At 65.0% G+C, this 20,834-nt stretch carries 19 protein-coding genes and 2 tRNA genes; 18 read left to right on the top strand and 3 right to left on the bottom strand.

Annotated features, from left to right (window positions below; genetic code table 11):
- Window positions 1-499: 499 nt before the first annotated feature.
- The 17 genes from LR393_RS26080 (at window position 500) to LR393_RS26000 (ending at window position 16,725) form a co-directional block, all read left to right on the top strand.
- Window positions 500-850: a hypothetical protein gene (locus LR393_RS26080; RefSeq protein ID WP_231487355.1), complete on the top strand. Its 351-nt coding sequence runs from the start codon at window positions 500-502 to the stop codon at window positions 848-850.
- Between the two features lie 64 nt (window positions 851-914).
- Window positions 915-1,394 (top strand): PH domain-containing protein, encoded by a 480-nt coding sequence (locus tag LR393_RS36675; protein ID WP_231487354.1) that lies wholly within the window; start codon window positions 915-917, stop codon window positions 1,392-1,394.
- On the top strand, window positions 1,372-2,490 hold the full coding sequence (locus tag LR393_RS26070) for a LacI family DNA-binding transcriptional regulator (RefSeq protein ID WP_331282987.1): 1,119 nt from the start codon (window positions 1,372-1,374) through the stop codon (window positions 2,488-2,490). The genes LR393_RS36675 and LR393_RS26070 overlap by 23 nt, the downstream gene beginning before the upstream one ends.
- A 180-nt stretch (window positions 2,491-2,670) precedes the next feature.
- Window positions 2,671-3,957 (top strand): ABC transporter substrate-binding protein, encoded by a 1,287-nt coding sequence (locus LR393_RS26065; protein ID WP_345718682.1) that lies wholly within the window; start codon window positions 2,671-2,673, stop codon window positions 3,955-3,957.
- Window positions 3,958-4,109: 152 nt separating this feature from the next.
- A complete protein-coding gene (locus LR393_RS26060) occupies window positions 4,110-5,117 on the top strand; it encodes a carbohydrate ABC transporter permease (RefSeq protein WP_231487351.1) in 1,008 nt (335 codons plus the stop codon).
- On the top strand, window positions 5,114-6,013 hold the full coding sequence (locus LR393_RS26055; RefSeq protein ID WP_231487350.1) for a carbohydrate ABC transporter permease: 900 nt from the start codon (window positions 5,114-5,116) through the stop codon (window positions 6,011-6,013). The genes LR393_RS26060 and LR393_RS26055 overlap by 4 nt, the downstream gene beginning before the upstream one ends.
- A gap of 95 nt (window positions 6,014-6,108) precedes the next feature.
- The gene (locus LR393_RS26050; RefSeq protein ID WP_231487349.1) at window positions 6,109-7,770 is read left to right on the top strand and encodes a glycoside hydrolase family 13 protein; all 1,662 of its coding nucleotides are present in this window, start codon (window positions 6,109-6,111) and stop codon (window positions 7,768-7,770) included.
- A gap of 54 nt (window positions 7,771-7,824) precedes the next feature.
- Window positions 7,825-8,226 carry a YjbQ family protein gene (locus LR393_RS26045; protein WP_231487348.1) on the top strand — a complete coding sequence of 134 codons (402 nt, stop codon included), beginning with the start codon at window positions 7,825-7,827 and terminating at the stop codon, window positions 8,224-8,226.
- 114 nt (window positions 8,227-8,340) lie between these two features.
- A complete protein-coding gene (gene cysK / locus LR393_RS26040) occupies window positions 8,341-9,270 on the top strand; it encodes a cysteine synthase A (RefSeq protein ID WP_231487347.1) in 930 nt (309 codons plus the stop codon).
- 29 nt (window positions 9,271-9,299) lie between these two features.
- Window positions 9,300-9,881: a serine O-acetyltransferase gene (cysE, locus tag LR393_RS26035; RefSeq protein WP_231487346.1), complete on the top strand. Its 582-nt coding sequence runs from the start codon at window positions 9,300-9,302 to the stop codon at window positions 9,879-9,881.
- 211 nt (window positions 9,882-10,092) lie between these two features.
- Window positions 10,093-10,329 carry a hypothetical protein gene (locus LR393_RS26030; protein ID WP_231487345.1) on the top strand — a complete coding sequence of 79 codons (237 nt, stop codon included), beginning with the start codon at window positions 10,093-10,095 and terminating at the stop codon, window positions 10,327-10,329.
- A gap of 95 nt (window positions 10,330-10,424) precedes the next feature.
- Entirely contained in the window at window positions 10,425-12,704 is a 2,280-nt protein-coding gene (locus LR393_RS26025) for a putative bifunctional diguanylate cyclase/phosphodiesterase (RefSeq protein WP_231487344.1), read from the top strand.
- A 69-nt stretch (window positions 12,705-12,773) separates the two neighbouring features.
- A tRNA-Ser gene (locus LR393_RS26020) sits at window positions 12,774-12,860 on the top strand.
- Between the two features lie 763 nt (window positions 12,861-13,623).
- Window positions 13,624-14,169, top strand: a complete 546-nt coding sequence (locus LR393_RS26015) for a hypothetical protein (RefSeq protein WP_231487343.1) — start codon at window positions 13,624-13,626, stop codon at window positions 14,167-14,169.
- Complete coding sequence (locus LR393_RS26010) at window positions 14,162-15,388, top strand: flavohemoglobin expression-modulating QEGLA motif protein (protein ID WP_231487342.1); 1,227 nt, start codon at window positions 14,162-14,164, stop codon at window positions 15,386-15,388. The genes LR393_RS26015 and LR393_RS26010 overlap by 8 nt, the downstream gene beginning before the upstream one ends.
- Entirely contained in the window at window positions 15,273-15,755 is a 483-nt protein-coding gene (locus LR393_RS26005; protein ID WP_231487341.1) for a gamma-glutamylcyclotransferase family protein, read from the top strand. The genes LR393_RS26010 and LR393_RS26005 overlap by 116 nt, the downstream gene beginning before the upstream one ends.
- 193 nt (window positions 15,756-15,948) lie before the next feature.
- Complete coding sequence (locus LR393_RS26000) at window positions 15,949-16,725, top strand: PDDEXK family nuclease (RefSeq protein ID WP_231487340.1); 777 nt, start codon at window positions 15,949-15,951, stop codon at window positions 16,723-16,725.
- A gap of 120 nt (window positions 16,726-16,845) precedes the next feature.
- Here LR393_RS26000 and LR393_RS37185 read toward each other — a convergent pair whose 3' ends face one another.
- Window positions 16,846-17,835, bottom strand: coding sequence for a DNA cytosine methyltransferase (locus tag LR393_RS37185; RefSeq protein WP_407937355.1), 990 nt, complete (start codon window positions 17,833-17,835; stop codon window positions 16,846-16,848).
- 802 nt (window positions 17,836-18,637) lie between these two features.
- On the opposite strand from LR393_RS37185, the gene LR393_RS25995 reads away from it, so the two are divergent.
- Window positions 18,638-18,737 (top strand) — tRNA-Ser (locus tag LR393_RS25995).
- Window positions 18,738-19,068: 331 nt separating this feature from the next.
- Here the strand turns inward: LR393_RS25995 and LR393_RS25990 are convergent.
- Window positions 19,069-19,272: a DUF397 domain-containing protein gene (locus LR393_RS25990; RefSeq protein WP_231487339.1), complete on the bottom strand. Its 204-nt coding sequence runs from the start codon at window positions 19,270-19,272 to the stop codon at window positions 19,069-19,071.
- Complete coding sequence (locus tag LR393_RS25985; RefSeq protein ID WP_231487338.1) at window positions 19,269-20,090, bottom strand: helix-turn-helix domain-containing protein; 822 nt, start codon at window positions 20,088-20,090, stop codon at window positions 19,269-19,271. Before LR393_RS25985 ends, LR393_RS25990 begins: the two co-directional genes overlap by 4 nt.
- Between the last annotated feature and the right edge of the window lie 744 nt (window positions 20,091-20,834).

Genomic DNA, 20,834 nt, shown 5'->3' with positions numbered 1-20,834 from the left:
CGGGACTGGTTCGCTCGGGACTGGTTCGCTCGGGACTGGTTCGCTCGGGACTGGTTCGCTCGGAGCCGGTCCGCTCGGAGCCGGTCCGCACGGAACCGGTCCGGAGCCCATCGGCTCGCAAGAGACTGGGCCGCAGGGGATCGGCTTGCAGGGGATCGGCTTGCAGGGGGCTGGCTTGCAGGGGGCTGGATCGCCGGGGGCTGGATCGCAGACGGTCGGCTCGTCGTACTCGGCGCTCGACGACCCGGATTTCCAGGTGTCCGGGCCGAAGATGCCGCCTCTGATCCCCTTGCAGACCTCGGCTGCCGAGGAAGGGCCGGGCTTTGAGGAGCAGTCGGTGCCGGCTGGCGACCCGGGTGCAGTTCGCGCGGGCGAGGTCCCGTCGGGCTCGGCCGATCAGACAGGCCCATCGCCTCAGGGCGGTCAGTCGCCCCATTCAGGTCAGTCGCCCCATTCAGGTCAGTCGCCTCAGGCAGGTCAATCGCCTCAGGAGTCTCAGGTGACTCACCCGACTCAGGAAGATCAGGCGGGCCAGGACGACCGGACGGGTCAGGGAGATCAGGCGGGTCAGGACGATCGGACGGGTCAGGTGGGTCAGGAGGGGCAGAGCGATCAGTTCGAGCGGCCCGTGCCTCGCCATGCGGTGACCGGGCCGGTGTCGATGGTCAGCGCCAGTCGCTCGAGCCTCACCGCCACCGCACCGATGGAGGCCGCCCAGCAGCGGGCCACGCAGGTGCGATCGATGCTGTCGGGGTTGCGCAGCGGCGCCGAGAAGGGGCGCCGGGCGGCCCGGAACGGGCAGGAGCCGGGCGTGCCTCAGCCGCGTCACTCGAACAACCCTGATCAGTAAGGGTTTCGGTGTTGTATCCGGTTCTGCTTGATGATCGGTGTCGATATGCACGTATGGTGGGGCCGTGGTCGACACCGCCGATGACCGTCACTCGCAGGTGCCGCCGCTGCTCCGGCGCATACCGGTGCAGCTCCCGGCGCTGTTACTGCTGGCTGTCTGCGTCGTGGCCTTCGTCGCGCTCTACCTCGACGTCTCACCGACGACCCGGGGCATTCTTGGCGCCGTCGCGGCCGGGCTCTTTCTCGTGGCTGTGGGCTGCCTGCGGATGTACCTCGAGGTCGACGACGAGGGCGTGGCCGTGCGCTACCTGCTGCGCGAACGCTGGGCCGGCTGGCCCGAGATCGAGCGCGTCGAAATTGCTTCGGGCATCCGGGGTTCGGAGTCCATTCGGGTGGTGCTGAAGAGCGGCGTGCTGATCGACGTGCCACCGGCCCTGTTGCAGCCGACGGCCCCGACGAGCCGTCCGAGGGCGCTCGCGCGGCTTCGCGGCATGCTCTCGGAGATCGAGGCCCGGCGCCCCGATGCCTTCCGGTCTCCGGGATAGCGCCCTAACATCCCTGAGCGAGAAGGTCAGTCAGTGTCGACGCCTTTCATGGATGAGGTGCGCTGTGGCAACGATGGCGGACGTCGCGCGCCGGGCCGGCGTGTCGGTCAGTACCGTGTCGTACGCCCTGTCCGGTACCCGCCCGATCTCGCTCACCACCCGTCGGCGCATCGAGCAGGCGATGCTGGACCTGGAGTACACGCCGAACGCTTTCGCCCGGGGCCTGAAGAGCAAGCGCAGTCACATCATCTCGCTGCTACTCCCGGCCCGTCCCGGTTCGCCACAGCCCAGCTCGCTCGAATACATCCTCGGGGCAGCGGATCACGCCCAGCGCTGCGGGTATCACCTGATGCTCTGGACGGCCGACGTGGAGGCTGTCGACGACCTGACGCAGTTCGCCGGGCAGGGGCTCGTGGACGGTGCGCTGCTGATGGAGGTGCGCCCGGAGGATCCCCGGATCCAGGTGCTGGTGGACGCCGGGGTGCCGTTCACGATGATCGGCCGCAACGCCGACCCGGCCGGCCTCGACTTCGTCGACGCGGATGCCGAGCAGACGGCCGAGGCGGCTGTGGAGCATCTGCTCGGGCTGGGGCACCGGCGCCTGGGATTCGTCGGGGGGCCGAGCGTCCGGAATCCCGTTCAGAATGCAATTCTGCAGGCGGTGAAACGGGCCGATGCGGGCATGAATGTCGACCTGGTCCAGGTGGAGGCCGAGTGCTCGACCGAGGGCGGCAGGAATGCTTTTGCCTGGCTGCTGCATTCCTCGCCCAAGATCACCGCAATTATTGTAGCCAATGAGCAGGCCGTTTCCGGACTGATCCGGGCATCTGCAGACTTCGGGAGGCGAATTCCCGATGATCTGTCCATGATGTGTCTGGACATGCCCGCGCATGTCGCCGAACTGATCACGCCACCGATGACGACCGCCGGGCCGTCAGCGGCCGAGATCGGCCGGGCGGCAGTGGACATGCTGCTGCGCCGCCTCGACGGCGACGTGGCTCCGGCCCGGCAATTGCTCTTCAGGGGGGAACTGAATCTTCGGGGCTCATGTGCCCCGGTGCGGGATGCCGATCATCAGACGGCATCAGACAGGTAGGAAAGAGATTCGACGACGCCGAAACCTGCGATGATCACCTCGAGTTATGTGAGCGTTCACGTATAACGGGTTGATCGCCTCGCGTTCACCGGCGTTGACAGGTGAATCGGGGAGGTCTTAACTTCCCTGAAATAGTCGAATCGAATCGACGGTCCGGTCCCGACGGAAAGGACACAGGTCATGCGAGGCAAAGGCGCCGCAGCCCTGGCAGGTCTTTTAGGTACAGCTTTGGTATTGACTGCTTGCGGTGGCGGCAGTAGCGACGGTGGCTCCGACTCGGGAGGCGCGTCCGGCAAGGGCCCCTTCACGTTCGTCACCGGCAAGGACAACAGCGGCACGATGCCGTACATCGCCGATGAGTGGAACAAGGCCCACCCCGACGAGAAGGTGACGATCAAGCAGCAGTCGGACTCCGCCGACCAGCAGCTTTCCGACCTTCAGCAGCACTTCCAGTCGAAGGACGCGAACTACGACGTCGTCACGGTCGACGTGGTGTGGACGGCCGAGTTCGCGGCCAAGGGGTGGCTCGTCCCGCTGAAGGACGACTACGCGATCGACCAGGCCGCACTGCTCCCGGCCACGGTCGACGCGGCCACGTACAACGGCACCCAGTACGCGGCTCCGTACGCGTCCGACGGTGGGCTTCTCTACTACCGCAAGGACCTGGTGAAGAAGGCCCCCACCACGTGGGACGAGCTGATCGCCGACTGCGACGGGAAGACCACGAAGGGCACCATCAAGGGCTCCAAGCCCGGCTGCTACGCCGGTCAGCTGGCGAAGTACGAGGGCCTCACGGTGAACGCGGCGGAGGCGATCAACGCCACCGGCGGCACCATCGTGAGTGAGGACGGCAAGAGCTCGACCGTCGACAGTGCCCAGGCCACGACGGGTCTCGACTTCCTGGTGAACGGCTTCAAGGATGGCTACATCCCGAAGGAGGCCCTCGGTTTCAAGGAGACCGAGAGCCTCAACGCCTTCTCCGCCGGCCAGCTGATGTTCATGCGTAACTGGCCCTACGCGGCTGCCATCCTCAGTGGTGACAGCTCGAAGGTCGCCGACAAGTACGGCATCGCACCGCTTCCCGGTCCGGACGGCCACGGCGCGTCCAGCCTGGGTGGGCACAGCGTCGCGATCAGCCAGTACTCGGACACCAAGGGCAGTGCCCTGGAGTTCCTGAAGTTCATGCAGTCCGAAGAGGTCCAGCGCAACGACCTGACGGTGGGCACGCTGGCCCCCGTTCTGTCGTCGCTGTACACCGACGAGGCGCTGGTCAAGAAGTTCACCTACCTGCCTGACCTGCTCAAGAGCATCGAGTCCGCGGTCCCCCGCCCGGTCACGCCGTTCTACCCGGCAGTCACGCAGGCCATCCAGACCAACGCCTACGCCGCGATGCAGGGTGACACCACCACTGCGGAGGCTCTGAAGAACATGGCAGCTGCGATCAACTCGGCGGCAGCCGGAGGCTGAACGTGAGTCTCTGAAGATCACGGCGGCAGGTGCCATGTTCCGGGGCTGGTGGCCCCTTCGGACCGCTGTGATCAGGTCAGACCGGGCGGCCTCACCCAGGCCGCCCGGTCTGCTCGCATCAGCCCTTGGACACCAGTAGCTCAGGAGCAGCCATGAGCATCACCTCCGAGCCGATCGCGGAGAACGCGGCAGACACCAGCGGTAAGAGGCGTCGCCGGAAGCGGGACAAGACCATTCACACGGGGGAGAGCCGCCTGGCCTTCCTCCTCCTGGCCCCGACCCTGATCATGCTGACCGTGATCGTCGGGTACCCGATCATCAAAGCCATCTACCAGTCGTTCCTGACCGATCCTGGTCTCGACTCCAGCGGGTTCTTCAACGAGGGCAACTCCTGGAACGGCCTCGCCAACTACAAGCACTGGCTGCTCCAGCAGTGCCCGGGGGCCGGCGGCGTCACCGAGAGCTGCCCCACGGGCAACCTCGGGGCGCAGTTCTGGAGCTCGGTCGGTATCACCATCGGATTCACTGTCGTGACAGTGCTGCTCGAGACCATCATCGGCATGTGCTTCGCGCTGATGATGCACCGCGCCTTCAAGGGCCGGGCCCTGGTCCGGGTCGCGATCCTGATTCCGTGGGCCATCCCGACTGCGGTCATCGCCAAGCTCTGGATCGTCATCTTCGACCCCCAGGGTGTGCTGAACAACGTCCTGGGAACGGATTTCGCCTGGACGTCGGAGTCCGGACCGGCCCGGGCGGCCATCGTCATCGCTGATGTCTGGAAGACCACCCCGTTCATCGCGCTCCTCATCCTGGCCGGGCTGCAGGGCATCAGCAACGAGATCTACGAGTCGGCCAAGGTCGACGGGGCGAACGCCTGGCAGCGGTTCTGGCGCATCACGCTCCCGCTGGTCAAGCCGGCCCTGGCGGTCGCGGTCATCTTCCGCAGCCTCGACGTGCTGCGCATGTACGACCTGCCGTGGATCCTGACCCAAGGAGCGAACGGAACCACCACGATGTCGATCCTTGTCGTGAGACAGCTCAACAGCGGGCTGAATTCGGCGTCGGCGCTATCGACCATCACCTTCATCATTATCTTCGCGATAGCCCTCGGCCTCGTGCGCCTCTTCAACGCCAACATCGTCGAGAGGGGCACACGATGACCGCGACATCGGTGGGGGTCCCGGTCGGCAACACTGCTGATCGGCCGATCCGGCCCTACAAGCAGGGTTTCAACTGGGGGCAGGCCGGAAACCTGGCCGCGATCGTCCTGATCGCGTTCTGGTGCCTGGCGCCGTTCTACTGGATGCTCGTCCTGGCCCTGCGGGACAGCGACTACACCTTCGACAACACGCCCTGGCCCACGCACGTCACGCTGGACAACTTCCGGTACGCCTTCGACACCTCGATCAACTCGTTCGGGCGGTCGCTGATCAACAGCCTGATCATCGGCACCGCGGTCACCGTGCTGTCGATGCTGATCGGGGTGTTCGCCGGATACGCACTGTCCCGCCTGGTGTTCCGGGGTAAGTCGATCGTGCTCGCGGCCATCCTGGGCGCCTCGATGTTCCCCGGTGTGGCGATCCTGACGCCGATCTTCCAGCTCTTCAGCGACTGGGGCTGGCTGGGTACCTATCAGGGCCTGATCCTGCCCCAGATCTCGTTCTCGATCCCGCTGGCGGTGTACACCCTCACCAGTTTCTTCGCGGACATGCCGTGGGAGCTGGAGGAGGCCGCCCGGGTGGACGGCTGTACGCCGATCCAGGCTTTCCGGAAGGTGATCCTCCCGCTGGCCGCGCCGGCCATGTTCACCACGGCGATCCTGGTGTTCCTGGCCTCGTGGAACGAGTTCCTGCTCTCCAGCGTGCTGTCCAACGGGGTGAAGAGCGTCGAGCCGTCCACCGTGGCGATCGCGAACTTCACCGCCGGGCCGCACATCGTCCCGTACACCCAGACCATGGCCGCCGGTGTGATCGTCACCATTCCGCTGGTCATCGTCGTGCTGGTCTTCCAGCGTCGCATCGTCAGCGGTCTGACCGCCGGTGGTGTGAAGGGCTGACCACGTGCGCCGGGCCGGGCGGACAACGACCGGCCCGGCGTGCGAGGGTGAAGGCCCAAGAACGGAAACACCTCACGGCAGAATGGATCCGCACCGTGGCTGAGATCGCGCGCACCCCCCACCCGGAAGCCGACTGGTGGCGTCAGGCCGTCGTCTACCAGATCTATCCGCGCAGTTTCGCCGACAGTGACGGCGACGGCATCGGCAACATCGCCGGGATCACCGCGAAGATCCCGTACCTGAAGTCGCTGAACGTCGACGCGGTCTGGCTCAGCCCGTTCTACCCCTCGGCCCTGGCCGACGGCGGGTACGACGTGGACGACTATCGCGACGTGGACCCGAAGCTCGGCACGCTGGCCGATTTCGACGAGCTCAGCGCCGGCCTGCACGCCGTCGGCATCCGGCTGATCGCCGACATCGTGCCGAATCACTCGTCCGACCGCCACGTCTGGTTCCAGGAGGCCCTGGCAGCGGAGCGCGGATCGGCGGCGCGTGACCGCTACATCTTCCGCGACGGCCTGGGCCCCAACGGCGACGAGCCGCCCTCGGACTGGGTCTCGCACTTCGGTGGTAGCGCCTGGACCCGGGTGCCGGACGGGCAGTGGTACCTGCACCTGTTCGCCCCGGAGCAGCCGGACTTCGACTGGAGCAACCCGGAGGTGCGCGACGACTTCCGCAAGACGCTGCGTTTCTGGTCGGACCGCGGCGTGGACGGGTTCCGCGTCGACGTGGCGCACGGCCTGGCGAAAGACCTGACCGAGCCGCTGCGCAGCATGCCGAGCATCCCCGAGCTCGACCTCCCGATCGACGGCAGCTCTCCGCTGTTCGACCGCGACGAGGTGCACACGATCTTCGAGGAATGGCGCGAGGTCTTCAACGAGTACGACCCGCCGCGGGCCGCCGTGGCCGAGGCCTGGGTGCCGACCGCCCGCCGCGCGCTCTACGCCCGGCCCACCGAACTCGGTCAGGCGTTCAACTTCGACCTGCTGCGGGAAGACTGGGACGCCGCCGGTTTCCGCAAGAGCATCACCGACAACCTGGCCGAGTCCGCCCACACCGGAGCCTCGTCGACCTGGGTGCTGTCCAACCACGACGTGGTACGTCATCGCAGTCGTTACGGGCTGCCGAACGGGATCGGGCAGGAAGGTCTGGCCGACTGGCTCCTGGCCGACGGACTCGACCCCGCACCCGACGACGAGACCGGGCGCCGGCGCGCCACCGCGTCCACACTTCTGCTCCTGGGTCTTCCCGGCTCGATGTACCTCTACCAGGGTGAGGAGCTGGGCCTGCGCGAGGTGGCGGACATTCCCCGCGACGAGCTGGCCGATCCGATCTGGCTGCGCACCGGCCACACCCTGAAGGGCCGCGACGGCTGCCGCGTGCCGCTGCCCTGGAACACCTCGCGCAGTGTGGGGAATGGGCAGTCGTTCGGCTTCGGCGCCGGCGGGGCCCACCTGCCGCAGCCCGACTGGTTCGGTGATTTCTCCGTGGAGAAGGAGGACACCGATCCGGACTCGGTGCTCAATCTCTACCGCACGGCTCTGCGGCTGCGCCGCGAACTCCAGGGAGCGGAAACGCTCGAGTGGCTGGAGGGTGACATCGACGTCCTCCATTTCCGCCGTCCCGACGGCTGGCAGGTGGTGACCAACTTCGGCACCGCGGCGGTGCCGCTGCCTGCCGGGGAGGTGCTGGTGGCAAGCGGTCCGCTCGACGGCGACCAGCTGCCCGGCGAGACCACCGTCTGGCTTCGCGGATAGATCAGATCAAGGCCCCACTTGGGGGGCATGCAAGACAGGCTTAGGGTTCACCCTATGGAGAGCACCGAGATCACAGTCCGCTCCGGCGATCGGCTGGTGACCGATCTGACCGGGGAGCTGGCGAGATTCTGCGCCGGACGGGGAGACGGGCTGGTCAACGTGTTCGTCCCGCACGCCACCGCGGGTGTCGCGCTGATGGAGACGGGTTCCGGCAGCGAGCCGGACCTGGCGGGTGCCATCGACCGGCTGCTGCCGCAAGAAGACATCTACCGGCACCGGCACGGGAGTCTCGGCCACGGCCGCGACCACGTGCTGCCCGCCTTCATCAGCCCGTCGATCAGCGTTCCGGTGCTGTCCGGCGAACCCACGCTCGGTACCTGGCAGAGCCTGGTGCTCGTCGACAGCAACGGGGACAACTCGACCCGGAAGGTTCGGTTCTCGTTCCTGGAGGGATGAGACTCAAGGACCCGAGGGGTGAGACAAAGGGTTGTCCGACCCGTGCCCGCACCTGAACAATCTGTTTCTCGACCGTTTCGCCAAAGAATGTTCTCAGAGGGGTGACCTGCAGCAATGCCGATCTATGACGACGCGACCCAGCTGGTCGGAAATACTCCGCTCGTCCGCATCAACCGTCTCACCGAAGGCGCCGGCGCCATCGTGGCGGCCAAGCTGGAGTTCTACAACCCGGCCAACAGTGTCAAGGACCGTATCGGCGTGGCGATCATCGACGCCGCCGAGGCCTCGGGCCAGCTCAAGCCCGGTGGCACCATCGTCGAGGCGACCAGTGGTAACACCGGTATCGCCCTGGCCTTCGTGGGTGCCGCCCGCGGTTACAAGGTCGTGCTGACCATGCCGGAGACCATGAGCAAGGAGCGCCGCGCGCTGCTGCGTGCCTACGGTGCCGAGCTCGTGCTCACCCCGGGCAGCGAGGGCATGAAGGGTGCGGTGGCGAAGGCCGAGGAGATCGGCGCCGAGCGCGGCGCCGTGCTGGCCCGTCAGTTCGCCAACGAGGCCAATCCGGCGATCCACCGTAAGACCACGGCCGAGGAGATCTGGGCCGACACCGACGGCAAGGTTGCGGCGGTCGTCGCGGGCATCGGCACGGGCGGCACCATCACCGGTGTCGGCCAGGTGCTGAAGGAGAAGAACCCGGACATCAAGATCTTCGCGGTCGAGCCGAAGCTCTCGCCGATCCTGAACGGTGGGGCCCCCGGCCCGCACCCGATCCAGGGCATCGGCGCCAACTTCGTCCCGGAGATCCTCGACACCAAGGTCTACGACGAGGTGTTCGACGCCGAGGTCGACGACGCGGTCGAGTGGGCCCGTCGCGCGGCCAAGGAAGAGGGCCTGCTGGTCGGCATCTCCTCCGGCGCCGCCCTCTGGGCCGCCAACGAGGTGGCCCGCCGGCCGGAGTTCGACGGCAAGATCATCGTCGTCATCATCCCGTCGTTCGGTGAGCGCTACCTGTCCACCATCCTCTTCAAGGACCTGGTGGACTGATTGCATTGAAGGGCCACCAGCTGCAAACGATGAGAAACAAGGTGAAGGGGGCCTACGGCACCCTTCGTGAAGACCTCGCCTCGGCGAAACTTCGCGACCCGGCGGTGAACAGCAACGTCGAGCTGATCCTGGGATACCCCGGGTTGCAGGCGATCTGGAGCCACCGGCTCACCCATCGGATGTGGCTGCGCGGATGGCGGGTACCGGCGCGCCTGATCTCGCTGTGGACCCGGACGGTCACCGGGGTGGAAATCCACCCCGGTGCCACCATCGGGCGCCGTTTCTTCATCGATCACGCCACCGGTGTGGTCATCGGGGAGACGGCCGAGATCGGGAACGACGTGATGCTCTACCAGGATGTCACCCTGGGCGGGCGCAGTCTCGAGCCGGTCAAGCGTCACCCCACCCTGCTCGACGGGGTGGTCGTGGGTGCGGGTGCCCGTGTCCTGGGGCCGATCACGGTCGGCAAGAATGCTCAGATCGGCGCCAATGCTGTTGTTGTGCGCGATGTTCCGGACGACGCAGTGGTGGTCGGAGTGCCCGGTGTGATCAAGCAGCCCGCGCCGGACATGCGTGACCACTGGATGGAAGACCCCGCGATCTGGATCTAGTCCCTCCAGTCCTCTGAACAACCCACCCCGGCAGGCCGCTTGATCGACATGGTCAAGCCGTTCGGGCGGTCTGCCGATACAGCACACACTCCGGTGCGTGAGATATCGACATCGCATATCGTAGCGATACGATTACTGAGCGCATTGGTTTGTCGGCCCGCGCCGCCCTCCGGCTCGGGTACTCAGGGGATGGGTGACGGAGACAGCTGTCATGACTCAGATGTTCGCGAACGACGCCCCGATGGTTGTGCCCGGCACGATGGTGGTTCCGGGGAAGGGGGTGCGGCCGATCCGTTGTGTCGGCTGCACCCGTGACACCCTTCCCCGTCCCGACGACGGAGCGCCGCTGTGTCCGCGATGTTCCGACGTGCTGGCGACAGCACTCGGCCGGGTGCCGCTCGACCTGGCGAAACCCACACGCTGGTTCTGGCGTCGCGTCGACGACTGAACGGTGACCACCCAGGGGGAGCACTTCGTCCGTAAGCCCTGGGCAACCGAGTGAACCGCACTCAGGCGCCCTGGAAACGAGTCGAAGACACACTCGTGCCAGCATTGATCGCACGGGGATACCGGCAGGTCGGGGCGATCCTGCCGGCCGGGATCGGACTGCGGCACGAAGACTGGCAGAACCGGCACCGGTTGCTGACCTGGCTCACTGTCGTCTGCGGGCTGAGTCTGACGGTGGTCGCCGCCGTGCGCCACCGCCTCGACGCCGAATGGGCCGTCGCCTCGCTGGTGATCGCCGCGATGATCGCCTGCGCCGTAAAGATCAAGTCCCAGCGGGTCGCGTCGTCGGCCGTCGCGATCGGCCTGACCACGGTCTGCGCCGAGCTCGTCATGCTCTACGACGGCCGCACCGAGGCCCACTTCTCCTTCTTCATCGCCGTCGGCGTGCTGGCTCTGTACCGCGACTGGGTGCCGTTCCTGACGTTCCTGCTGGCCACGTTCCTGCACCACGCCGTGCTCGGATCGTGGATGCCGCACATGACCTACGAGCACGGTTACGGCACGCAGCACCCCTGGTTCTGGGCGATCGTGCACAGCGTTGCCGTGTTGCTCGCCGCCTCCGCGCAGGTTGCGGCCTGGCGGCTCACCGAGGCCGAGGAACGCCGGGCGCTCGACGACCTCAGCCAGGCCGAGGCCCAGTTCACCGCGGCCTTCGAGGAAGCCCCGATCGCGATGACCATGCTCGCGGCCGACGGCATCGTGCTGCGCGTGAACCCGGCCTTCGTCTCCTGGTCGGGTATGGCCGGGCCGCTGCCACCCCGATCCCGCCTCTCCGACCTGCCGATTCAGCTGGCGGACGGGCGCGAGAGCCGTCTGCACCGGGACATCCTGAACGGTGAGACCGACGTGCTGCGGGAGGAACGCACCTTCCGCGACTCCGAGGGCGGGCTGCGGCAGGTCGAGATGCACGCCAGCGCTCTGCGTGACAGCGCCGGCAAGCTCCAGGTCATCGTCTCGCACTACCTCGACGTCACGGAGAAGCACCAGCACGAGAAGATCCTGCGCAAACAGGCCCGGGAGGACGCCCTCACCGGCCTGCTCGGGCGGCGCGCCTTCGAGTCGGACTTAGGGACGCTTGTGGCCGAGTACGTCGGTCAGGTCTCGGTGATCTACATCGACGTCGACAAGTTCAAGCACGTCAACGACTCCTACGGGCACAGCGCCGGCGACGAGGTATTGAGGACGATCGGCACACGGTTGCGGGCAGTGGTGCCCGATACGGCGGTGGTTGCCCGGTTGGGCGGTGACGAGTTCGCCGTCGCGACCGTCGGATCCACCCGTGCCGCCGAAGACCTGGCGATGAGCGTGGCCGGATGCTTCGAGGAGCCCTTCGCCATTCCCGGCGAACGGCAGCTCACGGTGACGGCCAGTGTGGGTCTGAGCCTGCCGCTGGACGCGGCGGACGCCGGGGCCACCCTGCAGAGCGCCGACATGGCCATGTACGCCGCCAAGCAGTCGGGGCGGGCACGCGTGCAGCTCTTCGACGACGCCATGTGCGAGGCTACGGAGCGGCGGGTCACGGCCGAGCGTGCGCTGCAGGCCGCCCTGGAAATAGATCCGATCGACCAGCTGCCGGTGTGGTTCCAGCCCATCGTGTCGCTGGAGAGCAAGCAGGTGGTCGGGGCCGAGGCCCTGGTGCGGCTGCGGGGGACCGGCGGCGACCTGATCGCCCCCGGCGTCTTCATCCCCCTGGCCGAGGAGACGGGCATGATCGTGCCGCTCGGCGAGCACGTGCTCAGAACCGCCCTGGCCCAGCTCGTGGCCTGGGGCGACACCGTGCCCTACATGTCCGTCAATGTCAGCCCGAAGCAGTTGGCCGAGCCGGAGTTCGTGCCGATGCTGACCGAGGCCCTGTCCCGGTCCGGCCTGGCCGACGCCTCCCGACTCGTCCTGGAGATCACCGAGACCTCGATGCTGGAGCGCGGCATCGACCTGCGCGACCGGCTCCTGGCCGTCAAGGCCCTGGGCGTGCGCCTGGCCCTGGACGACTTCGGCACCGGCTACTCGTCCCTGACCTGGTTGCAGAGCGTGCCCGCCGACATCGTGAAGCTCGACTGCAGCTTCGTCGTCGGCCTCTCCCACGACCAGGACAAGGCCTCCATCATCAGCGCCGTGCTCTGGCTGGCCCAGGCCCTGAACATGAGCGTGGTGGCCGAGGGTGTGGAGGACCTGGCCGACGCCGAGGCCCTGACCAGGGCAGGCTGCCCGGCGGCCCAGGGCTGGTTCTTCGGCCGCCCCGTCGAGGCAGCGGCCTGGGACCCCGGCCGCCGCCAGGTGCTGGGCCTCCCCTCACGACAGGCCCCCGCCGTGAGCTGAATCCCCATCGTCCGCGGGCGGGTGGTTGTGCCAGACTGGTGCGCGCATCTTGCTTCCGGAAGATGTGGAGGAGAGCTGGCCGAGTGGCCGATGGCGGTGGTCTTGAAAACCACTGACGGGTTAAACCGTCCGGGGGTTCGAATCCCTCGCTCTCCGCCGTGTGAGCAGTAAGAATGGCCCCTGAACAGGCGCGATGCCTGGCAGGGGCCGTTCCTTGTCCGGAGGTCGGAGTCCCATTCGGTCTCAGTCCGGACCGCTGAATCTCACTGGTTGGGGCACCGTTGGGGCACCGATTGCTCGCATCTCCTGGCCTGCCTCGAAGAGGTGCGAGCTGAGGCGCGGAGGGCTCTGACGAGCCTGGGCCGTAGCCGTCACCGGCTGGACCCCCAAACGGCTGTGTCCCTTGCTGGAGCTCGCGGATATCCTGGGTACGTCCGTTGGCTGAGGTTTCCTGGCGGTCCTGGTTCGGATCCAGGACACTTCGGAAAGGATGCCTTGGTGACGCTGCTGTTGACTCTCGTCGCCGCGTGCTTGGTCCTGTTTCTTGTTCGTGCTCGCAAGGCTGGCCGGTTCGCAAATCTGTTAGGAAAGGTGACGCTTATGAGTGTTGTCAGTGGTCTCACCGTCAAGGTAGTCGTTGAAGTCCTCTGGGCTCCTGCTCGGAGGATCGGAAACGTGGCGTTGGAGCAATTGGTAGCTCGCCAGGTCTCCTGAATCAACGGGCGGCACCTACCTGAAGTATGGGAACGGGCCAACTGGCTTCTCGCCGGTTGGCCCGTTCCTGTTAGAAATCGCTTACTCGTGCCTGTCTGCCATGGCGGCGTCTCGCTTAAGGTTGGCAGAGAGGGCCACGACCCGAACACCAGCTGTTCCGACGCAGGCAACCACGTCGTCCTCTGGTCATATCTGGGACCGGAACATGACGTTGGACATCGACGTGGACGCCGACGGCTGGTCGACCTTGACCTACCGGCACGAGCTGTACAACGACACAGACACCCCGCTCACGAGCATGAGCCGGGAACTGTGGTTCGAACACACCGACGGACCGCTGAAGTTCGAGACGCTGCCGCCCGAGGACGAGTCCCGCAACATCATGATCGAGCGCAAGCACGAGACGGCGACCACGATTCGATTCGCGTGTCGGCTCCTGCCCGCTCTGCCGCCGGGAGAGTCCGCCGTCGTTGCCTACCGCTGCGCCGGGGGCCGATTTGTCTCTGACCATTACTGGCGGCAGTCGATTGTCAGGCCGGTCGACCGCTTTACGTTGCGCCTGCGGCATGCCGGGGTGAACGTGTTGTCGAGCTGTTCGGCGTTGGAGGAACGCCCGGACGGCTCCGAGATCAGCGCCACCGAAAGTCTGACCTGGCGACGCGACGACAGTGGAGTGGCCGTGGAGCTGGTCCGCACGAACCTGCGGCCCAACCGGGCCATCACCTTGCGATGGGATGTCCCGCGTGGCTGAGCACCGAAGCGAGATTGCCGAACTCCGCGACCGCGTCGAGCAGGTCATCCGTTCCTGGCACGGCCACGAGAGCGGCCGAGGCGGCGAGGCCGTCATCGACTACGACTGCGCACCCAACGACCGGCTGGTCACCCCTGCCGCCGGACGCCTTGACGTCTACGAGCAGTTCACCGACCTCAGTGCCCAGGCCGATGCGCTGGGAACCGAGGCCGGCGACATTGCCGATGTTCTGACCTCCCATCGCGCCTACCTCGGGGAAATGCTCGGGCAGCGGATGCCACTGGGTGACTACCTACGCCAGACCCAAGGTTGTGGTGCCGGCGGATGGGATGAGGACTACCTCCTTGAGGTCCGCGACCAGGCCATCAAAGCCGTCAGCGATCTCGGGGTGCAGTGGGGCCGAGATCTGGACCACCAGCTCAACGAGCTGGAACAGCCCGTCACCAGCGACGATGCTGTCGAGCAGATCCCCGCGACCGCCCGAGCCCTGGAAACCGTCCTACGGGACCTGGTCCACACGAGCGCCCCGTACGAGGTGCGGGTCGAGATCACGGACGTGGACGAATACTGGGCATACTGGCTGGATGGCGCCGGCCCCAACGTGAGGCTTCGGTTCAACCGCCGCAACGCGACCTTCACCCAGGCTCAGGTGCGCGTGTTCGCCATGCACGAGCTGCTGGGGCACGCGGTCCAGTTCGCCTCCTACGCCCAGGTCTGCGCCACGCAGGACGTGCCGTGGGTGCGCCTGCTGTCGGTCAACGGGCCCTATCAAGTAATGCTCGAAGGTCTGGCCCAGGCCATGCCGCTGTTCCTGACCCCCGACGATGCTCAGGTCGTGGCCCGCGTGCGTCTGGCGCACTACCTACAGCTCGTGCGGGGAGAACTGCATACCGCGATCAATGCCGGTGCCACGGTTGCCGAATGCGCCGACCATGCACGGGCAAGGGTGCCGTTCTGGACCAGTGCAGCGATCGGTGACATCCTCACCGATCGAGGCGCCAACCCCCTGCTGCGCTCCTACCTCTGGTCCTACTCGGCCGGGATCGACTGGTGGGTGAACCTCGCCGACCACGCCGACGCAGACACCCGGAAGCAGGCCCTCCGTGACGCCTACCAGCGCCCCCTCACCCCGAGACACCTCCACGCCCTCTGGCCGGACGGTCCACGTCTCGGCGGACCCGGCGCCGCTGTTCGTCTACGGAAGCCTGCTCTTCCCTGAAGTCGTCCGCATCCTCATCGACCGCGACGCCACCAGGACTCCGGCCACACTCGACGGATGGCAGGTCATCGCCCTGCCTGACCAGCCGTACCCGACGATCATCACGTCGGCCGGCGGTGTCGCGGACGGGCAACTCTTCACCGACCTGAGCATTGCCGAATGGAATGCCCTCGACGCGTTCGAGGCCCCCGGCTACGCCCTCAACCGCGTAGACACCAGCTCAGGACCGGCCTACATCTACGCCAGCCCCCAAGACCACGGCCTCACCCCCGCCCCGTGGGACGTCGAGGCCTTCCGCGCCGAGCAGTTGCCGAACTATCTCGACCGATGCCGAGCCTGGCGCCAGCGCTACGACGCCCAGCAGTAGACCTCAGCCCTGCCGGGACGCCCCGCTGGGCATGCGGCACCTACGGCGCCGACCCGACGGGCCACCCGGCACAACGTCACCAGCGAAGCCTGCGCACTGCCGAATTATTCTCTTCTGGATCAAGCTCTGACCGCGTCGACGCCGCACCTCGATGCACGCTTGATTTTCAGCTACACAAGGCCATTATTGACCCATGGCCGCCCAGGACGACGAGAGAGAGCAGCAGATGCTGCTCATGTTTAATCTGACTGTACCTCCGGATCGAACCCGGAGCGGCCTTGATGCCGTTCTAGAGTTGGACGAGCTTGATTATCCAGTTGAATTCGAGCTCAAGTCAAGCACGGGCAATTCTGTATCGACCGTGCGCGATATGGGTCCAGAGCACTTGGCAAAATGGCGCCGGCTTCATTGGCTATTTGCCTTCTACGAGAAGGACGGTCGAACGCTAAAGCACTGCTATTATGCATCACCAGCGGACATGCTTGCGTGGTTCGCAGAAAAAGAGAATTACATCAAGACTGACCTCCTGTTCGCTCAACAGCCAGAAGCTCTGGTCAGTAGTGAAGTTGTTGTTGAGGTCCTCGGCGACAAACAAAGCTTTGCCATGGAAGACGCCGAAAGGATCATGAAAAAGCAATGGACAAAATTTCAGTATAAACAAAACGCAGATTTGCCAGAGGGGCGATATTCGAGAGATCGAATGGTTGATCTCCTGCGAGAGCGCTGCTCGTATGTAATTCGGCGTGGCGCAACTCTCAACAACCCTCACATTCCAGGGAAATACCTTTCCGAGCGTCTCGAGCCCATCACGCGAGATCATGCGGCGACATTGCGATTGTCTGTTCGGGAATATCTGGAACGTCGAGCCGAGATAATAGCAGGCGGACAGCAGCCAGCGGAGGAAGCCGTCGATCCAGTCGTAGCTGAACAAGCACGAAGGGCTGAACAAACAGAAGCTGGTGAAGCTTAGTGGCCCTACTGACGGCGTGGCCTTGAGCCATCTGCTCGTGCTTCATTAAAGGCTGTACCAATGCCCCTGCACGAGCACTGAAATCCTGCGCTCGTGCAGGGCTGGTTTGTCAGCGTCTAATCAGGCCTTCAGTGCTGCTGCCACCGCCCTTGCCACCCTCCACCCGAGCGGAGGCGGAACCGCATTCCCAATCTGTCCCACGGCTTGATACACCGCTCGCGGCCAGGTCCACGACTCGGGAAAACCCTGGATGAGGGCCACGTCAGCGACGCTCATGCGAAAAGCGCCTGAATCCGGTGGAAATCCACTTGCGGCAGTCCGGTCCACAGCGACTCCATTTGGCCAAACGCCCATACTTGCCCACGTGCGGGCCGAACTCGCCGAATTGTTTACGCTCGTAGTATGGCGGGGTCCGGTGAGACCGCTGCGAATGGTTGGCGACAAGCCTTCCACGTATCTATTGTCTTTGGGTAAGCCGAGTGCTTCGCGAAGGCTCATTGTGGGTAGGAGGTTCGAAGTCGGTTCGTTCCAGGCGTGGGTAGGTTCTGGGACTTCGAAAGCCTCTGCCGCACGCTTCGTCTTGAATCCAACAAAAAAAACTCGCCGGCGCACTTGCGGTATGCCGAAGTCCCTAGCTTCAAGGATAAACTGACGAACATGATAGCGTGGACGGCCGGCGGTCAGTGGCGTCAGAATGATTTCTTGCACATAGCTTGAGAACTTTGTTCCAGCCAGTGCAGGCACATTCTCGGCTATGAAGGCATTTGGCTGCACCGCCTTGATAGCTGCGGCAGTTGCTGGCCAGCAATCCCGGGGGTCTAAGTGTCCCTCCTGTCTACCGGCATTGCTGAAGGGCTGGCATGGCGGACCCCCATGTAAAACATCCACCTTGCCTTTCCAGCTCGTCCAGTCGACACCCTTCACATCTCCTGCTTCTGAACCAAAGACTTTCCAGTTCGGCCTGTTGCGAGCCAGTGTCTCAGCTGCATGTCCGAGAATCTCGTAGCTAGCGACGTGTTCGTACCCTGCCCTCTCGAAAGATAGGTCCAAGCCACCGCCGCCGCTGTACAGACTAAGCGCTCTTAGACCGTTAGCGGGAAGCTGGGGCATTAGAGCCTCGGGTCTAAAGTTTGGTGTATTCGGTTCATGGAGCTGCTTGAGCTGCCCAGCTGCCGCTAAACTTGCCTGTGCCCTACTGCGCGATGCCATGACTCTGTACCGTTCACGCTCGGTCGCGGTAAGTAGTCGAGGACGGTGCAAGGGATGCGTCGATTTGATACGACTGACCGTCAGTTCTTCGCTTTCCGTAATGACCCTAGGTTCAATCATAGGGTTTTCGGTAACTTTCCGTGACGGTTCTAGTGCCATGGCTGTACTTTACCGAAGGACGGGCCTTCTGTCAGCTGCCTAAACGCCTCAATCCGGATACATTGCCATGCTTTGAGATCCAGTAGGGCCGCTATTCCGCCGAGATCTGCATTGGAAGTATCTGCAGTACTTCCCCGTGCAGCACCGAAGTTTCGCTGCAAGGAATCCTGGCACTTAATCAACCTCGGAACCCCCGCCCGTTCAGGTCTGCAGGTTGTTCAGACACCTGCGGACGAGACGTACAGGCGGATCACGTTGTACGGCGCAGTGGCACCCGGTGACGGGTCCGGCCTCGAAGTGATTGGCTCCTCACCCATGATCAAACGGTAAGAGAGCTAAATGCCTCCCCGCTCAGTAGAGTCAATCGGCAGGCCGAACTCTCCTGACCTGCCGATCTAAGCGGAGCCGAGGCTTGTGTTCTACTTGTGTCCCAGGGGTAGTCCACTGAGCCCGTGGCTCAGCTCACCCCCAGGTTCGTTCGCCGCTTCCCAAGCCTGTGTTGGGCGGTGGGGCTTGGACCTGTCGTCGGCATATCGCGGACCTGGGCAAAGCTAGAGAATGTGCAAGTCAAGCAGGCGCTCAGTGCGGTCTTGAAAACCACTGACGGGTTAAACCGTCCGGGGGTTCGAATCCCTCGCTCTCCGCCGGTTGGGCAGTGAGAAACGGTCCGTGTCCAGCAGGAATGCTGGTTGCGGGCCGTTTCTGCGTTTGCTGGCCGGAGTCTTGCTGAGTCGCTGCCAAGGCCGCTGAAGCTCACCGGTCGTGGCAAATGCGTGGCAAGACTTTGCCTCTTGAGGGGCGGCTGGTGCTCGGATGCGCGATCGACACACTCGCGATGTGTACACCTGGTACGCCTGGTACCAGGTGTACACATCGGTGGCACTGTGCTGCTCTCAGCTCCTGCCCCGGAGCCGCCCCTGGATCACCACGCATGACCGGGGTAGCCCGCGGCAGGGTTCACGTCACGCCGAAGGGTCAGCCCATCAGGAGGTCGAGCTCGCCGCCCTTGGCACCGGCGACCCAGGCTCCGAACGCGCTCGGGGGGATGTTCAGGATCGGCCCCCGCCCCTTCGCCTTGGTGTCACGGACCTGAACCTGGCCGTTGTCGCCGCGCATTTCCACGCAGCCGTTCTGTGATCCGCTCTTGGCTGCCTTGAACCAGTCGGTGTTGACAGTCATGGTCTGAACTCCTTGATCGGCTGTGCCTGGTCAAAGGCATCCGTGAACATCATCTCGAACTTGTGAACCTGTGTGGGAATCTCCAGATATCTCGCCTCCAAGTGGTTTTCGAGGTAGACCACATCTGGGTCGGCCGGATCGTCGAACCCCATCACGATGAACGGTGCCGCGAGGAGTGGATGCAACCCGGCCTCGAAGGGCCAGATGCGGATCGTGACCGCCTCTGATTCGTTCAGCTCGACCAGGTGATTGAGCTGGTCCTGCATCAGTTGCGGTGGTCCGATGCGGGTGCGCAGAGCCGCCTCGTGAACGAGAAACTGCGCCTTCAAGGAGTTTTCCGCACCAAGTAGCTGTTGTCTGCTCAGTCGGAAGTCCACCAGGGGTTCTACCGAGTCCTCGGGAACGTCGGGGTCCGCCCGGATGATGGCGCGGATGTAGTCGGGGGTCTGCAGTAGTCCGGTGACGTAGGACGCCGAGTAGTCCTTCATGGTGGAAGCCTGTGCTTCCAGGCCGACCAGAAGCGTCAGACCCTGCGGCATGGAATCCAAAGTTGAAGTGAAACCGCGGGCTTTCGCGCCCTTGGCCAATCCGACGAGGGCCTCGGTCTCTCTCGCGTCCAGGCCGTAGATGACAGCCAACTCGCGTACGTCCCCAGCAGTGGCGGCGACCTTCCCCGCTTCCATGCGGCGGATCTTCCAGACCGCGCATCCGAAGGCCATCGCCGCCTCTTCCTGCGTCTTCTTCGCCCGCAGTCGATACATGCGAATCCGGTTCGCGACCTGCCGTTGAGCGATCGTTGCCCTGGGTCCGTGCGCCATTGCGTTCACCCTTCCCCGTTCTTGTTGCCCGCCGTACTACGCCCCGTGTCCCCGATGCTACGAGCCGGTGTTTCCGGGCTAAAGGCCCTGTTGCACTTAAGCCCTGAGAGCCGTCACGTTTGGTAGCAGAAAGATACGGGCGATGACGGGGCGTAGAAATGATTTTGGTGAGCAGCGACGATAAGTGTCACCAATCGCGTCCCTCATGCCCCTCTCTCAACAGCTCAGCGCCTGTCCGCCCCTCCACGCGGGCCGCTGTGACAGGCGCTGAGCGCAAGCCCCCTGTTCCTGCATCCGCAGCAGGTCACCGCCCGCCCCCGGCACCAGATGCCGGACGCCCCGCGGGACGCACGGGATGCATCGTCACGGGCAGGCGATGCCAGGGGCCGGCGGGAAGTCGGCAAGATGAGGAAGAGCCGACTTCCCGCCCATGAACCGCCCTCACCACACCCGTGAAGCGATGACGGAGACCGGGTGCTGTGCGGGCATCAATGTGACGCGCTCCGCCTCCCTCCGCCGAGCCGCGTCACGTAAGGCTCTGGCTGTGCCCTGCCGCCAAATGGCGCGAAAACAGGGCACAGCCAGAGTTGTGATCAGTGGAGGGCCAGCCCCAGCCGGGCTTGTCCGGGTGGTCGTCATGGCCGGCTGTCCAGATCGGCAGTCCGGCAGTGAGTGAGGCGCGGTGATCGGCGGCTGACTCGAAGTCGAATTGCTGCTCGATGTCAGCAAAATCGGCTCCGAACA

This window comes from Kineosporia mesophila (genome assembly GCF_021129235.1).
GTDB lineage: Bacteria > Actinomycetota > Actinomycetes > Actinomycetales > Kineosporiaceae > Kineosporia > Kineosporia mesophila.
Note: the sequence above shows the minus strand (reverse complement) of the source record. Positions and strands in the feature narration are given on the sequence as shown.

What these genes read in the sequence shown, in the direction of transcription:
- LR393_RS26055 (WP_231487350.1), top strand. Translation starts at nt 5,114, where the DNA reads ATGACCGCGACATCGGTGGGGGTCCCGGTCGGCAACACTGCTGATCGG.
- LR393_RS26000 (WP_231487340.1), top strand. Translation starts at nt 15,949, where the DNA reads ATGGCCGCCCAGGACGACGAGAGAGAGCAGCAGATGCTGCTCATGTTT.
- cysE (WP_231487346.1), top strand. Translation starts at nt 9,300, where the DNA reads ATGAGAAACAAGGTGAAGGGGGCCTACGGCACCCTTCGTGAAGACCTC.
- LR393_RS26060 (WP_231487351.1), top strand. Translation starts at nt 4,110, where the DNA reads ATGAGCATCACCTCCGAGCCGATCGCGGAGAACGCGGCAGACACCAGC.
- LR393_RS26015 (WP_231487343.1), top strand. Translation starts at nt 13,624, where the DNA reads ATGACGTTGGACATCGACGTGGACGCCGACGGCTGGTCGACCTTGACC.
- cysK (WP_231487347.1), top strand. Translation starts at nt 8,341, where the DNA reads ATGCCGATCTATGACGACGCGACCCAGCTGGTCGGAAATACTCCGCTC.
- LR393_RS26070 (WP_331282987.1), top strand. Translation starts at nt 1,372, where the DNA reads ATGCCTTCCGGTCTCCGGGATAGCGCCCTAACATCCCTGAGCGAGAAG.
- LR393_RS26045 (WP_231487348.1), top strand. Translation starts at nt 7,825, where the DNA reads ATGGAGAGCACCGAGATCACAGTCCGCTCCGGCGATCGGCTGGTGACC.
- LR393_RS37185 (WP_407937355.1), bottom strand. Translation starts at nt 17,835, where the DNA reads ATGCCCCAGCTTCCCGCTAACGGTCTAAGAGCGCTTAGTCTGTACAGC.
- LR393_RS26030 (WP_231487345.1), top strand. Translation starts at nt 10,093, where the DNA reads ATGACTCAGATGTTCGCGAACGACGCCCCGATGGTTGTGCCCGGCACG.
- LR393_RS26065 (WP_345718682.1), top strand. Translation starts at nt 2,671, where the DNA reads ATGCGAGGCAAAGGCGCCGCAGCCCTGGCAGGTCTTTTAGGTACAGCT.
- LR393_RS25990 (WP_231487339.1), bottom strand. Translation starts at nt 19,272, where the DNA reads ATGACTGTCAACACCGACTGGTTCAAGGCAGCCAAGAGCGGATCACAG.
- LR393_RS25985 (WP_231487338.1), bottom strand. Translation starts at nt 20,090, where the DNA reads ATGGCGCACGGACCCAGGGCAACGATCGCTCAACGGCAGGTCGCGAAC.